Source organism: Pelagicoccus albus (assembly GCF_014230145.1).
Classification (GTDB): domain Bacteria; phylum Verrucomicrobiota; class Verrucomicrobiia; order Opitutales; family Opitutaceae; genus Pelagicoccus; species Pelagicoccus albus.
The window spans coordinates 55,176-69,648 of record NZ_JACHVC010000001.1 but is presented as its reverse complement, the minus strand read 5'-3'; the positions used below and the strand labels follow the sequence as shown (position 1 = coordinate 69,648).

The following is a 14,473-nucleotide window of genomic DNA, read 5'->3' as shown; positions in this document are numbered from 1 at the left end:
GAAGCGGTTCACTCTATTTCGAGTTTTCAGCAACCACGAGATCCTTAGCCCGCTCGATAGAAAGACGGACCTTGCCACTGGCAGCGTCGAGCACCGCTGGGCTCGCCAACACCGAGTTAGCGGCACCATCGTGTTCGGCCAAAGTCTTGTCCGGAACGGTGAAGTTAGAAACTGGAACAACCTCGGGCTGATCCATGTAGACCTTGCTGGTCAAAAACCAAAACAGAAGGAAGAGACCGATAATCGCTACGACGACCGGAAATGAACTACGCGAGGGTGTGTGCGCTTGCGTCATCTTGAAAACTAGTGGTTGTGGTTCAAACACTCTCCGATGCGTGGATCGCGGATCGGAATGATCTTAACCTTGTGGAAGCTCGTCCAGTAAGCCCAGAGCAAGACGCCGACTCCACCAAGAACCGAGCTGGCCAACCAGAGGAAACCAACTGGATGATGGAAAAGTTGAGCGGTCTGACCATGGATCTTCAGAGATGGCAGGACGTTGAATATGATATCGAAGAGCTGCATGAACAAGATCCAGCAAGCCATGAAAACCATGGGAGCGTACTTGGTCTTTAGCGGGTACTGCAGCATGAAAAGGAACGGGAAGAGAAAGTGACCGAATATCAGAAACATCGATACTCCGTACCACATCCCCTCTTCGCGGAAGTTGTACCAGAAAGTTTCTTCAGGAATGTTGCCGTTCCAGATCAGGAAGTACTGGGAAAAGCTGATATAAGCCCAGAACACAGTGAACGCGAAACAGAGCGTGCTCAAATCGTGCAGATGCTTGGTATTGAAGATACCTTTAAGAGGCCCCTTTGCGACGAGGAAAGCCGCTACCAAAACGAGCACTGCGAGTGCCGCACGCATGGCATTCGCGAAGAACCAGACGCCGAACATGGTAGAAAACCAGTGGTATTCCAAACTCATGATCCAGTCGAAACCAGCCATGGACCAAGTCAATGCCACGACCACAAGACCACCCGCCGCATGCTTACGGCTGGAGAAAGTGTGGTTCGGGGAGCCGTCAGAATCCTGAGAGATCGAATTCCTACGGAAAGTACGTGCGAAGTAGATCCAAGCTCCGAAACAGATCACGGCACGAGCCCAGAAGAAGGGTTCGCTCAACCACCAGGTCTTCTTTTGGTAGAGAATATCCTCGGCGACAGTTCCATGGCCGTGAAGTTCATGGGCCTCGTTCATCCAAATCCAAAGCGTATCCTGCTTGTACAGATAGGTAATCAGGAAAACGGGAATGAAAAGAACAGCCATCCAAGGTAGGGCGGCTAGGAAGTTCTCAGCTTGGCGGCGAATTATGGTCGACCAGTAAGCATCGAAAATGTGGTGGATCATCACCAAAAACAGCATTCCGATCGTGATCGATGTGGTGAAAATCATGCCGATCAGGTAGCAAAAAGCAGCCATCCGCGTATCGACAAAGAAACCGATAAACGAGATGATCAGGCCAACGGCGCCGATCATGAGCCACTTAGTTGGGTTCGGAAGCGAAGCGTCGCGTTCAGCACTCATAGTCCTAGTCCCTCCTTGTCAGCAGGAGTTAAATCTTCGATGGAGCCGTTTGCCGCTCGCTGTAGAGCGCGAACGTATAAGACGACCTTCCAACGGTCTTCGACCGAAAGCTTTTCCTTATAGCCGAACATCCGGCCACTGCGGCTGCCATGGCCGATGTAGTGAAAAATCTCACCATCAGCCATATCTGTATATGGAGCGTTAGTTAAGTTAGCGATGGCTGCCATTCCAAACGCAGCGGTTCGACCTTGGCCGTCCCCTGCAGCGCCGTGGCAGACTTTACAGTAAATGTTGTAACGCTCTTCTCCGCGCTCTATAGCGGCTTGGTTCACTTCAATCGGAAAACCATTACCGTAAGCATCGCCTTGTTTTCCACTGGCCATGTAGGTATCTTCGATAAAGGTACCACGTGCGACTGTCCCAGCGACCGGTAGTCGATCGGTGCGTCCATCCGCAAAAAACGAGCTTTCTGCCTGCGGATGATATTTCGGCATGCGGTCCATGTCCGGAAATATCTCCAAAGGATTCTTAGTAGTTTTAGTGCCTCGGAAGCCGAGTACACTCACAGTCGCTATCACAGCGAATATAAATATCAGGTATACGTAACGCATCGGGCTATTCCTCCATGTCGGATACTTCGACCGGGTGCAGGCCTTCGATAAAGCTGCGGGTCTTAGCTTCGTCGAACTGCGGATCGTTCGCCTCAATGTAGAGGAAGAACTTGTCGTCGGAGGCTTCGTTGACCTTGTCGATCTTGAGCGCCGGATGATAGTGCATCGGCAGCTTGTTTAGAATGAACATGCCTGCAATGGATGCGAAGGCAGAAAAGAGAATTGTCAGCTCGTAGGAGACTGGGAAGGCAAAGTACGGGCTGAAAAGCGGCTTACCACCGATCAGGATCTGGTAGCCGTCACTTAGGAACGGGATTCCGAAGTCCGTTGCCGACGTGTAGAAGATCATGCTCATACCAGTCAGGAAGCCGATCGTACCGCCACAGATTGTAAAGCGTGGCACCCAAGAGCGCTTAAGCCCCATAGCCCCATCCATTCCGTGAATTGGGAAAGGCGTAATCACGTCCCAATTCTTGAAGCCTGCGTCCCTCACCTTTTCCGCTGCATGCATAATGTCAGCCGGGGTGTCGAACTTAGCGAGTATTCCAAATTTGTCCGCCATTTTTAGAGGAGTCGACGATTAGAGATTAATGGTGGTGAGCGTCAGCCTGGGGAGTAACCGCCTTGATTTCCGCCATTGCCATCAGAGGCACGAAACGGAGGAACAAGAGGAACAGCACAGAGAAGAGACCGAAGGTTCCGAGATAAGTGAAGATATCCACAACCGTTGGGGAATAGTAGCCCCAGCTGGATGGAAGGAAGTCACGCGAGAGTGAAGTAACAGTGATTACGAAACGCTCGAACCACATACCGACGTTGACGAAGAGCGTGATAACCCAGACCAAGGTCGTGTTCTCGCGAATCTTCTTAAACCAGAAGAACTGTGGAGAGATAACGTTACAGGAAATCATGATCCAGTAGGCCCACGCGTAGTTGCCGAAAGCGCGGTTAACGAAGGCGAATACTTCAAATCCGTTCGCGCCGTAAGCCGCGATGAAAAACTCCATACCATAGGCGTAACCAACCATCGTACCAGTCGCCAAAATGATCTTGGTCATACAGTCGATGTGGTACTGAGTGATCAAATCGTCCAATCCGTAGATCGCTCGGAGTGGCAGCATCAAAGTGAGTACCATACCGAAACCGGAGAAGATCGCCCCTGCCACGAAGTACGGCGGGAAGATCGTTGTGTGCCAACCTGGGACCAAAGAGATCGCAAAGTCGAAGGATACGATCGTGTGAACCGAGAGTACCAGTGGAGTAGATAGACCCGCCAAAATCAGATAGAGCATTTCATAGTTGCTCCAGTGGCGGTTGGATCCTCGCCATCCCATGGCGACGATGCCGTAGGCGATCTTGCGAATCTTAGTCTTCGCACGGTCACGAACGGTCGCAAAGTCGGGAATCAAGCCGATGTACCAGAAGAGAACCGATACGGTACCGTAAGTCGAAACCGCGAATACGTCCCAAAGAAGCGCCGAACGGAAGTTAGGCCAGATGGCGTTCGCGTTCGGGAAAGGGAAAAGATAACCAGGGTAGACCGCAAACCAGACACGCCCCACGTGGAAGACGGGGAAAAGTCCCGCACAGACAACGGCGAAAATCGTCATCGCTTCCGCAGCGCGGTTGATCGAGGTACGCCATTTCTGTCGAAGCAAGCAGAGGATCGCCGAAATCAGCGTACCCGCGTGACCGATACCGATCCAGAATACGAAGTTTACGATCGCCCAACCCCAGTTGACTGGATTGGCAAGACCCCAAACACCCACACCCGTTACGGCGAGATAGATGAGACCAACGAAAGTGAAACTCGCGGTGCAGCATGCGATGATGAAGCAGACCCACCACCATGTGGGAGTCTTTTCCTCTACGATGCCGCAGATCTTCTCAGTGATCCAATTGAAGCTTCGGTCGTTCGCCACACAAGCTTGGCGGGGGATATCGACCGGATTTACTTCATCAAGAATCGCGGGTCTCACTGCGTTTGAATGGGAGCTAGCGCTGGCCATTAGTGGTTTCCTCCTTCAGGTTCGGAGTGTGAATCAGAGTGGTCGTCATGCGAGCCATGGGAATCATGTGAGTCATGCGATCCGTGGGACGCATTGTTATATTCTACCGTGGATAGTGGCAGATCTCCATAGTCCGGCATCTTTGGATTAGGATTGCGGATGCGAGCCATGAAAGTGGTGCGAGGACGCGTATTGAGGTATCCAAGCAGCGAATACGTGCGTTCGTTGTCGAAAAGATCGGATACGCGGCTATCGGGATCCTTAAGATCACCGAACACGATCGCATCAGTCGGACAAGCCTGCTCACAGGCGACCTTGATGGCTCCGTCGCGAACGCGAACATCGTCGCTGTCGCCAGCCTTGGCCTGTTGAGCAATCTTGGCTTGGTTGATACGCTGCACGCAGAAAGTACACTTTTCCATTACGCCACGCATGCGAACCGAGACGTCTGGGTTTTGCGCCATCTGTACGAGCTCTGGCATTCCCTTTGGAGCGAGTGGTCCAAGGTAGAGCTTGTCGAGTTGGCGTTGCTGGTAATCGAAGAAGTTAAAGCGGCGAACCTTGTATGGACAGTTGTTCGCGCAGTAGCGGGTTCCGATACAACGGTTGTAGGCCATCGCGTTGAGTCCCTCTTCGTCGTGTACAGTCGCGTTTACTGGACAAACTGTTTCGCAAGGTGCCGTTTCACACTGCATACAGGCGATTGGCTGCACGGAAACCTGTGGGTCTTCAGGGATTTCGGTCTTATCAGTTGCTCCGGAAGAGAAGTAACGGTCTAGACGAATCCAGTGCATTTCACGTCCACGGCGAACCTGGTCACGACCTACGATTGGAATGTTGTTCTCGCTCTGACAGGCGATCACACAGGAGTTACAACCCGTACAAACGTTCAGGTCGATGCTCATCCCCCACTGGTGAACACCAGTTAGGTCCGGATGTTCGTAGATCGAGCCGCCACGTGGAGTCTTGGTGATCTTTTCCTGAGTGGACATATCAGCCGCGTCGCCGTAGATCGCTGGGGAATGCGACTCCATACCCATGGCATGAACGAATGATGGATCCGCTGCGTAATCGTCGAGATTACCTTCGCGGACAATCGCGCGTCCTTCCATGGACCAGTGCTCTTGCGTTTCAGCCAACTGGTATTCCGCTCCAGTCAAAGCGAGCGTCGCGTTGGTAACAAAAGCGGTCGCAGTGCGGATGGCGTAAGCGCTGAAACCGGAGCCGGTTCCTACACGTCCAGTCTTTTCGCGACCGTAACCGAGCGGAAGCACTACGGTGTAGTTGTCCAGACCGGGCTGAATGTGGATCGCTCCCGTAACTTCGCGGCCATCGACTGTGATAGTTGCCACCGACGCAAACTGAATACCGTCGCGAACCTTGTTCGGGTTCTTGTGAGCGATTTGATTGGCAGAGTCTGGAGCAACAATTCCGAGGTCTTTCGCAAAGCGTGGGCTGACGATAATCGCATTGTCCCATGTCAACTTAGTCATGGGATCAGGACATTCCTGCAACCAGCCGTTGTTGATGAAGCGGCCATCGTCCACAGACGGGTCGTTGACGAAGCGAACTTCGAGATGATCTTTGCTTGGAGCGGATGGAGCGGAATAGTCCGAAAGAAGTTCCGCCAACTCGATTCCAGAAATGTTGTTGTTCGCTACGGCGTAAGCGGAGGCGGAGAAACCTTCATTCAGGAAGCCATCAAATGCGTGCTTACCAGCGTCGGCGTTCGCACCTTGGAACGTTGCGTAAACCAAGCTGTAGCCATCGGCGTTAGCTTCACCCAAAATACGGGCCAAAACTTCGATTTCAGATAATCCATCGAACAATGGGAGAATCATTGGCTGCTGAGCTACAACATCACCGCCATAGGTGCGGCCATCTCCCCAAGCTTCGAGGAAGTGAGCCTGCAGTATGTTGTAGGAAGCCTTTTCAGAAGTTTCATCGCTATAGTAGCCGAGTCGTACCACTTCCTCAACACTGTCGAGTAGTGAGGCAAAGTCCAAGCCAGCCGGCGCGTTGTAGACTGGGTTACCTCCCAAGATGACTAGAGAGCTTACCGAACCAGATTCGATGCTTGCTGCGAGGTCCTGAATGGATGCAGTCGCTCCGTTGTCTACCGCGACTAGAGAAACTGTCTTCTTGAGGTTTCCGAGCTTTTCGTTGATCAGCAACCCGAGTCCATGAGCCTCAGGCGACAGGTGCTGCCCTACGAAGACAAGACTTTCACCCTTGTGGCTGGAAAGGTCTTCCGCGCACTTGGCTGCCCACTCTTGCGTGTCGGCGTCCAAAGTCGAAGCGAGCGGAGTCAAAACTGAACCGAGAGCGTTGCCTTCAACACCCAGATCCAACTCCAAAGCGATGGCAGCAAGGAACGAAACCATCTGGCTAGATGCTAAACGCTTGCGGTGGTCGGCCATCGCACCGGTCAAAGAGAAGTTACTCTCGACCGAGTAAAGTCGGTTCATCGAGTCCTTGCTGGAGCGAACCTTACGACCAGCAGAGAACTGCTTGGAGAACTGAACAGAGCCCTCTTCTTCATCGAGGAAGTCGGCGTCTACCGCTAATATTCGAGCGGCCTTGGAAAGATCGTATTTTGGCTTGAGCTGCTCGTTACCGGTGAGCTTGGCCGCAGCGACTGCAGCGTTGCTTGAGTCGATCGCGTCAAACTCCGCCCAAGTAGCCTCTGGGAAAGCGGCAAGGAATGCCTTTTTCAAGCGGAGGCGCGTTGGAGAGGAAGAGCTTTCAGCCAATACCGCAGCGCCTGCTCCACTTGTTCCGGCATACTTTTTGCCGAGGCTAGCGAGAAGATCGTCTACGTCCGCGTTACTGATCTTGGAGCTTCCCTTAGTGTGGGAGGTGGCACGATCGGGATCGTACAAGTCCAAGATCGCCGCTTGAGCCTTGCGAGTGGTACCGCCCTTATATCCAGGATGCTCGGCATTTCCTTCTACCTTGGTAGGACGTCCAGTGTGCGTCTCGATGAGAAGCGGAAGCGTTTCACCGCGGAGCGGAAAACCTGTTGCATAATAGAGAGCCTGACCTGGGATCTGATGCTCCGGCATCTTGGAATGCGGGAGGATGTGGGCGTCGGGACGACGACATCCGGCAAATCCGAGACCGCCGATAGCGAAAGACGCAGCCATGATTTTGAAGAAGTGGCGACGATCCACTTCGTTCATTTCGGAGGCTTCCGGACCGAACTCGCGCTCTACCTGAGCGAGGAATTCTGGGGATTGAGACAGGTCGTCGAGACTACGCCAGTAGCGTGGGCCGGACTGCGCTGCTGTTTCTGGGTGATTGTAAGGTGCGCGTTTCATCGGTGGCAGCCTGTGCAGCTTTGTGGAGGAGTGATGTTGCGTTCTTCGACAAACTTGAGGCCGTCAGCGATCTGGCCCTGCTTGCCGCCTGGATGTGTCCAGTCGAGATTGAAGACTTCGTCAGTAGGGCGAAGGACTTCTTCCGGATGACGGTGGCAGTCCAAGCACCAGCTCATGCTCATTGGCTCGGCGTGGGAAACGACCGCCATTTCGTTGACCTGACCGTGACATTCTACGCAGGAAACTCCACGCGTTACGTGGGCTTGGTGGCTGAAGTAGACATAGTCGGGAACCTGATGAACGCGCTTCCATGCTACCGGCTCGCCAGTGGCATAGCTCTCGCGGATCGGAGCAAGCAGATCGCTGTCCGTCTTGATCATGCTGTGACACTTCATACAAGTGTCAGCGGCTGGGATGTTGGCCACGTCGGACTGGTCCACCTTGTCGTGACAATAACGACAGTCGAGACCGAGTTCCCCAACGTGGAAGCTGTGGTCATAAGGGACCGGCTGCGTTGGCTCGTAGCCCACTCGCACATATTTCGGCGTCACATAGTACGTAATGCCAGCTAGGAGCGTAGTCACGAAGACGAAGAGAAATACGACGATCTTCAGTGGTAACGCGTTTGACCACTTAGGAAACACTTTAGACATAGCGGAGAAAGGTTAGCCGTTCCTGTCAGGGATAGCTGTTAAGCGAAACGCGAATCCTCTCGATTCACAGCGCGAGGATCATGTCGCAACTTCATGGGAGAAGCGGACTTAGATTGCACCCCCTTAGCCTTAGGGCGGGCAAGAAATTTGGGCAATGCGAACACGCCGGCCACGATGGCCGCGATCGCAATCAGAAACGATTTGCGGGAATTTTCGGAATTCACTGAGCAGTAGGTTAGGCTTAAGAGGAAAAGGCAGTGAAAGAGAGCTTAATCGAAAAGCAAATAAAATGTTGGAGACTTTAGAGCAGCTTCAAGGCGTTATAAGGAAATGTGTTCCTCATTAATCAATCTTCTAATAGCTATCATTAAGCAGCTTGCAAGCTAGGGCACAAAAAGTCCGTCCTCCATTCTCAAGATTCGATCGCACCTTTCAGCGAGGTCGGGATTGTGAGTTACGATCAAAACGGCCTGCCGGTATTCCTTGGCGAGCCGTGTCAGAAGATCGAATACCATCATGGAATTGGCAACGTCGAGATTGCCCGTCGGCTCGTCAGCGAGAAGCACACTGGGTCGGTTGGAGAGCGAGCGGGCAATGGCCACTCTTTGCTGCTCGCCTCCTGACAGCTGGGAGGGACGGCGGCCGATCTTCTGGCCCAGGCCAACCTCATGGAGTAGCTCGCTCGCCCGAGAGCGCATTTCCTGTTCGGAGAGTCTTCCGAGCTTACGCATCGGCAGCATGACGTTTTCCAGAGCGGAAAACTCTGGCAGGAGGAAGTGGAACTGAAATACGAAGCCGATGTGTTCGCCGCGCAGCCTCGTATGGGCCCCGTCTTTATTGGGTGGAACGTCCTCTCCGCCCACTGAGATCTGACCTCCATCCTGCTGATCGAGCAAACCAAGTAGGTAGAGCAAGGTAGACTTGCCACAGCCAGACGGGCCAACCACTGCGGAAACCTCTCCGCGGCGTAGCTGCAAGTCCACACCCTTGAGGACGTGAACACGCATTTCACCCTCTCCTAGATACTTATGTAGACCACGGCATTCCATAGCCACGTCTTCTTCGGTGATGAACTGGCTCATGAGGCAGTCCCCCGAATCACATCGCCTGGAACGAGCTTAGCCGCCCTTCGAGCAGGAGCAAAACTGGCAAACATTACAATAAAGGAGGCAGTGATGGCGGCCCAAAGGTAATGGAAGGCCGACCATTCGACCACGTAGCTGTCAGTGGAAAAAATGCCCCGAACACGCAGCGGCAAGTGAGACACCCCGTAAGTCACTCCAGCGCCTAGCAAAAACCCAAGAATCACTCCCAGCACTAGGACGATAGCCCCCTGCCACAAAAAGATGGAGGAAATATCAGCCCGGCTGTAACCCATCGACCGGAGGATAGCGATCTCCCGAGTCTTCTCCATCACGATCATCACCAGAGTATTAAACATACCGAGACCAGAGATCAGGATAATGGTGGAAACCGTGATAACTGCGGACACTTGAAGAGCCTTGAACACATCCAACCAGACCTTTTCGCGATCCTGCCAAGGGGCCGCGGAGTGCTGTACCAAGTTTTCAATTACCACCGAATCGTACTCCGCCCGATCGCGGTCAAACAGGCTCACCTGCACAAATGTCACTCCATGCGGGCGTTTGAGGAGCGAGCGGGCCTGATCTAAATGCATAAAAATCCGCACCCGATCGATATCGGATACACCAGTTTCGTATACCGCACAGACTCGGTAGCGGTCCTGGTCTCCACGATTGTCGATCAAAATGGAATCCCCTACCCGAGCCTGCAAACGGTCTGCCAATTTCCTACCCAGTAGAATCCCGGTCGGGGTTTCTCGGAAGCTCTCTAAACTTCCAAATACGATCTGATCTTCCAAATCCGACACTGAAATGTGGTCGTTAAGGACGATTCCATAAACTTGTCCGGGTTCTGCCCGAAGCGGACTTTGCACTTCGACCCTACCTTTTAGGACTGCGGAGGTGGAGGAAACGTTGGGCAACTTCTGTACCGCCTCCCGAAGATCATCCGGATACTCGACACCCTGAATATAACGGCGATTCCCCCTGTCGGCCACAAAAAAGGATGTGCTCTGCTCCGAGGAGGAAGCTGCTTCCACCTGAGACAAAGTATTTTGGAACTTGTCCTCGATGCGAATGGCTCCGTCCGTTCCCAGAATGGTACGGATAAAAAACTCCTCGAATCCGCTCAATTGGGCCTGGGTAACGATAAAAAAGCCGACTCCAAAGGCGATACCGCAGAGGCTCATAAACATGGAGCGTTTTTTCGCTATCAGAAACCGGATCGCTATTTGAATATTGGGACTCATCGACGTTATGACGCAAGCTAGGGGACTTTGTTCTCCCGCTTCAACCACAACTTTGACTAAACGCGAACTCCGGACCGAGTTCTCCGCCCTTAAGCCAGCTGCAGTTGCTCGATTGCCGAACGCAAGGATCCTTGCGTAAACGGCTTGGCTATGAAGCCGTTAGCACCGAGTTCCTCGGACCTCCGCCGCTCCGCTTCCATCACATGGGCAGTCTGCATAAGCACGGGGATACTGGTATTCACAGAGCGGATATGGCTCAAAACCTCGTATCCATTCATCAAGGGCATTTTAACGTCAAGCAGCACTAGATCGAATTCCTCTTCGTCAAAACGGGCCACCGCTTCCACCCCGTTTTTGGCCCACACCACGATAGCCTTAGCCTTCTCCAGGTACTTGCCCAAAACGATGAAATTTGGCTCCTCGTCTTCGACTACCAAAACCCGCTTCCCGGCAAGGTAGGCCTCCTCGTCATGCTTGGTCTCCAAGTAGGAATCCACAGCAGCGGACCTTTCAAGATCCTTGGGAGACTCCTTTTCCCGTTCGAATTCGACTCGAAACGTAGTCCCCACCCCCAACTCAGACTCGACCGAGATCGTTCCTCCCATGAGCTCGGTAAGCTTCTTGGAGATAGTCAGACCCAAGCCAGCTCCCCGATAAACGCGGCCATTGGGTTTCTCGAGCTTGTGAAACCGATCGAAAACGAGATGCAACTGCTCGGGAGCGATGCCGATCCCCGAATCGGTAACAAAAAACCTAATACCGGAGCGAGTCTCATCCGACCAAGAATCGTAGCCGAACAGAATCTGCCCGCTATCGGTAAACTTGATGGCATTCGAGAGCAGATTGGTAAGAACCTGCTTCAGTCGAATCGGGTCCAGCCCAGACAAAACAAAGTCAGAGTCTAGGTCCGGCTTCTCCCCTTCCATATCATCACGCACCAGTTTCAACTCCACCTTTCCTTCCGAGGAACCAGCGGCGAGGTGGCGAAACAGGGCAAAAAGCTCTTCGCAGACCTCGTCGCAATTGCAAAGTTCGAGCTGGATGTTCGCTTCGCCGGACTCGATTCGCGACAAGTCCAGAATGTCATCGATCAAGGTCATGAGCGTTTCGCTACTTTGCTTGATCACCGCGGAATAATGCTCTCGTTCAGCATCGGTTAGCGTATCGATCTGCAGCACGTCTAGGAGGCCGATGATCGCATTCATGGGAGTCCTGATTTCGTGAGACATATTCGCCAGAAACGCGGTTTTCAGCCGATCCGAACGCTCCGCTTTCTCCACAGCCTTTTCCAGTTCCTTGGTCCGCTGCGAAACCATTGCCTCCAGATTTGTTCGGTGCTTCATCAGCTCCCGATTTTGCTCTTGGATCTTGCTTTGCGTTTCCTCGTAGCGGGAGTTGGCGACCTCGAGCTCCTGGTTGGCATTTCTCAGCTGCTCAGTCCTTCTGCTTACGTTCGCCGCGAGAACCTCCCGTTGACGCCTAAAGTCATTGAGTCGCCAGAAAATAATTACAGAGCAAATGACGAGCAAAAGGATCGTCACCCCGAGCCTGAAAATCAAGGTGTCCCAAAACGGGGGCATCACCACGATCTGCAACTGGCGAGGACTTACGCTCCAATATCCGTCACCGTTGCTCGCCTTGACTTCGAAAGTGTAATTCCCCGGACTAAGGTTTGTGTAGGTTACCTCGCCGATTCCCTTCCCTTGAGTCCATTTTCGATCAAAGCCAAGCAAGCGGTACGCGTATTCGCTCTGCGAGGACCGGGTAAAATCCAGAGCGACAAAACTCACCGAAAAAACTTTTTGATCGTAGTCCAATTGAACGCGATCGGTGAGAAGGATGCTTTTGGACAAGACGCCCGGCCCTTCTTCGCCCGGTCGCAGTTCGATGGATCTATTGAAAACCTTGAAATCGCTGATCCACACAGTTGGCGGGGTGACGTCATCTACAATCTCGGAAGGCAAAAAGTAACTCAGCCCGTCTCTAGTGCCGAAATAAAGGCTGTCGTCCCTGCCCTGCTCCACTGCTCTCGCTGAAAACGTATCGGAGGAGAGCCCATCGGACCTGCGATAGACGCGCATCGATGAGTCCGTTGGATTAAATCGAACCAGTCCCCGATTGGTCCCCAGCCACATCTGTCCATCCGCATCTTGAACCACCGATTGAACCACTCGACTCGGCAAGCCATCCTTCACACCCCAGGATCTAAACTCCTTCGAGCTTGGATCGAATAATTCCACTCCACCAGAAGTCGCTATCCAGATTCTACCTTGGGAATCCTCTTTCAGATCGTTTACGACCGAATTCGAGAGACCGCCCTTTTCCTCCGGGTTGGCAATATAGTTTTGTACTTCGCCAGTTAGGGTGTCGACTACACTCAAACCAATATCCGTGCCGTAGTACAACGTACCGTCCGAGGCGTAAAGGAGCGCGGTCCCCCAATCACTGACCAATGTCGAATCCTCTTTTGCAGGGTCCCGGCTGTAATTCTGGAATGTGCCCGACTCAGGATCGAAATGGGATAGGCCATGGCCATGAACAAGGAGCCATAGCTTTCCCGTATCATCCTCCTGAATACCTCTAATGTCATTGCCGGACAAGCTGTTCGGGTTCCCTTCTTCGTGAAGGAAGAACTCGAAATCCATTGACTCCGGCCGGTACCGAGCCAACCCGCAGCGGAAAACGCCCACCCAAATCGTTTCCCTCGAATCTTGGAATATGGAGAAGACTGTACCATCAGGCAGGCTTGAAGCCGCCCCTGCCTGATAGTCTAGGAGAGTCGGCAAGCCTCCATTTTCAGGGAAAACATCGATTCCCGAGGTATTCCGGCCTACCCACAGATTTCCGGAACTGTCCTCCATAACAGCGGAAACTACCGTTTCCAATCCGTCAGGACGACCCAGATACTCTGCCAATCTGCCAAACGGCTTCGTTTTATTAGCTACGAAAACACCATGCAGCGAGGAGCCTACCCAAACGTTGCCGCGATCATCCTGCATCAACGACCGGATTTCGCTGGAAGGAAAATCCCCATCCACCCTTCCCGCATGGTAACGGGCAACCTCCCCCGTTAATTCGTCCCGAATCGTCAAGCCCCCGGAATGCCCGAGCCAAACGTTTCCAAACTCGTCGATCTTCACCAGATGCCCGTAGCCTTCTCCTCTCAATTGCCTCGGACTCTCTACCGCTTCCTCGCTCAGGCTGTTGAAAACAATAGCGCCCTGAGTTGCAGTGGCCACCCAGATTTCCTCATCCGAAACGTAGGCGATGCTCTCCACAAAATTCGTAGCGTCCTGCAGGCTTTGGAAAGGCTCGGAAAACTGGACGATTTCACCCATCAGAGGATCAAATCGAAATACGCTTCCATTGACCCCGATCCAAAGGCGGCCTCGCGGATCGATATCCAGCGACTTGACGATACCGAGCGATTCGTCGTTCAGAGCATGAAAAACAGATTCCGTCTCGCTGAAACCATAGATGATGCCGGACTCCGCTACGGCGTAAACCTGCCCTTCGCTATCCGATTCGATTCCGGCCACGCGATCTAGCAGCCCTTTTTGCCTCGCATCCGAGTCCAAAGGGAAATTCCTAAACGACTCGATCTCCGGCAAATAGACCGAAACGCCGCGCTCCGTTCCCATCCAAAGCCGGTTTTGTCCATCCAGGTGAAACAATTCGACAGAGCTACTGGCGATAGACCTGGGATCCTCGTTATCATGCACGAAGGACTTGATATTGTGGCCATCGTAACGATGGGCCCCTTCATCCGTCGCAAACCAGATAAATCCCTGCGGACCTTGGATGATGTCGTTTACGGAGCCACTAAACTGTGTGTCGTCTTCCAGTTTCAGGGCCCGGAAACGGAGATGCCTCAAATCGCTCGTTTCCGCGAAGAGGGATGATCCGAGCACGCAGCAAAGGATAAACGCAAGCGCCACACGGAACTTGAAACTAGGCTGTAAGAGGAGAGCGGTCAAAAGGGGACGCAATTAGGAGGTCTTCCCCAATATTATCCCTA

Annotated in this window: 11 protein-coding genes; all 11 read right to left on the bottom strand. The window is 53.0% G+C overall.

Translation table 11 applies throughout. The features are described 5' to 3' along the window. Positions 1 to 13: 13 nt before the first annotated feature. The 11 genes from H5P27_RS00295 to H5P27_RS00245 all read right to left on the bottom strand — a co-directional run bounded on the left by H5P27_RS00295 (position 14) and on the right by H5P27_RS00245 (position 14,366). Entirely contained in the window at positions 14 to 295 is a 282-nt protein-coding gene (locus H5P27_RS00295; RefSeq protein WP_185658385.1) for a hypothetical protein, read from the bottom strand. 8 nt (positions 296 to 303) lie between these two features. Beyond that, complete coding sequence (locus tag H5P27_RS00290) at positions 304 to 1,530, bottom strand: hypothetical protein (RefSeq protein ID WP_185658384.1); 1,227 nt, start codon at positions 1,528 to 1,530, stop codon at positions 304 to 306. Beyond that, positions 1,527 to 2,141 (bottom strand): c-type cytochrome, encoded by a 615-nt coding sequence (locus tag H5P27_RS00285; RefSeq protein ID WP_185658383.1) that lies wholly within the window; start codon positions 2,139 to 2,141, stop codon positions 1,527 to 1,529. The genes H5P27_RS00290 and H5P27_RS00285 overlap by 4 nt, the downstream gene beginning before the upstream one ends. Positions 2,142 to 2,145: 4 nt before the next feature. Further along, the gene (locus H5P27_RS00280) at positions 2,146 to 2,703 is read right to left on the bottom strand and encodes a DUF3341 domain-containing protein (RefSeq protein ID WP_185658382.1); all 558 of its coding nucleotides are present in this window, start codon (positions 2,701 to 2,703) and stop codon (positions 2,146 to 2,148) included. A 25-nt stretch (positions 2,704 to 2,728) separates the two neighbouring features. Next, positions 2,729 to 4,150, bottom strand: coding sequence for an NrfD/PsrC family molybdoenzyme membrane anchor subunit (gene nrfD, locus H5P27_RS00275; protein ID WP_185658381.1), 1,422 nt, complete (start codon positions 4,148 to 4,150; stop codon positions 2,729 to 2,731). Beyond that, positions 4,150 to 7,470 (bottom strand): TAT-variant-translocated molybdopterin oxidoreductase, encoded by a 3,321-nt coding sequence (locus tag H5P27_RS00270; protein ID WP_185658380.1) that lies wholly within the window; start codon positions 7,468 to 7,470, stop codon positions 4,150 to 4,152. Before H5P27_RS00270 ends, nrfD begins: the two co-directional genes overlap by 1 nt. Continuing rightward, a complete protein-coding gene (locus tag H5P27_RS00265) occupies positions 7,467 to 8,123 on the bottom strand; it encodes a cytochrome c3 family protein (protein WP_185658379.1) in 657 nt (218 codons plus the stop codon). The genes H5P27_RS00270 and H5P27_RS00265 overlap by 4 nt, the downstream gene beginning before the upstream one ends. 38 nt (positions 8,124 to 8,161) lie before the next feature. Continuing rightward, on the bottom strand, positions 8,162 to 8,347 hold the full coding sequence (locus H5P27_RS00260; protein WP_185658378.1) for a hypothetical protein: 186 nt from the start codon (positions 8,345 to 8,347) through the stop codon (positions 8,162 to 8,164). Between the two features lie 159 nt (positions 8,348 to 8,506). Beyond that, a complete protein-coding gene (locus H5P27_RS00255) occupies positions 8,507 to 9,205 on the bottom strand; it encodes an ABC transporter ATP-binding protein (RefSeq protein ID WP_185658377.1) in 699 nt (232 codons plus the stop codon). Continuing rightward, positions 9,202 to 10,455 carry an ABC transporter permease gene (locus H5P27_RS00250; RefSeq protein ID WP_221774552.1) on the bottom strand — a complete coding sequence of 418 codons (1,254 nt, stop codon included), beginning with the start codon at positions 10,453 to 10,455 and terminating at the stop codon, positions 9,202 to 9,204. The genes H5P27_RS00255 and H5P27_RS00250 overlap by 4 nt, the downstream gene beginning before the upstream one ends. Positions 10,456 to 10,544: 89 nt before the next feature. Then, positions 10,545 to 14,366: a two-component regulator propeller domain-containing protein gene (locus H5P27_RS00245; protein ID WP_185658376.1), complete on the bottom strand. Its 3,822-nt coding sequence runs from the start codon at positions 14,364 to 14,366 to the stop codon at positions 10,545 to 10,547. Positions 14,367 to 14,473 lie beyond the last annotated feature (107 nt).

Bases quoted from the DNA above. Each gene is read 5' to 3' on its own strand.
- H5P27_RS00295 (WP_185658385.1), bottom strand. From the start codon at position 295: ATGACGCAAGCGCACACACCCTCGCGTAGTTCATTTCCGGTCGTCGTA.
- H5P27_RS00290 (WP_185658384.1), bottom strand. From the start codon at position 1,530: ATGAGTGCTGAACGCGACGCTTCGCTTCCGAACCCAACTAAGTGGCTC.
- H5P27_RS00285 (WP_185658383.1), bottom strand. From the start codon at position 2,141: ATGCGTTACGTATACCTGATATTTATATTCGCTGTGATAGCGACTGTG.
- H5P27_RS00280 (WP_185658382.1), bottom strand. From the start codon at position 2,703: ATGGCGGACAAATTTGGAATACTCGCTAAGTTCGACACCCCGGCTGAC.
- nrfD (WP_185658381.1), bottom strand. From the start codon at position 4,150: ATGGCCAGCGCTAGCTCCCATTCAAACGCAGTGAGACCCGCGATTCTT.
- H5P27_RS00270 (WP_185658380.1), bottom strand. From the start codon at position 7,470: ATGAAACGCGCACCTTACAATCACCCAGAAACAGCAGCGCAGTCCGGC.
- H5P27_RS00265 (WP_185658379.1), bottom strand. From the start codon at position 8,123: ATGTCTAAAGTGTTTCCTAAGTGGTCAAACGCGTTACCACTGAAGATC.
- H5P27_RS00255 (WP_185658377.1), bottom strand. From the start codon at position 9,205: ATGAGCCAGTTCATCACCGAAGAAGACGTGGCTATGGAATGCCGTGGT.
- H5P27_RS00250 (WP_221774552.1), bottom strand. From the start codon at position 10,455: ATGAGTCCCAATATTCAAATAGCGATCCGGTTTCTGATAGCGAAAAAA.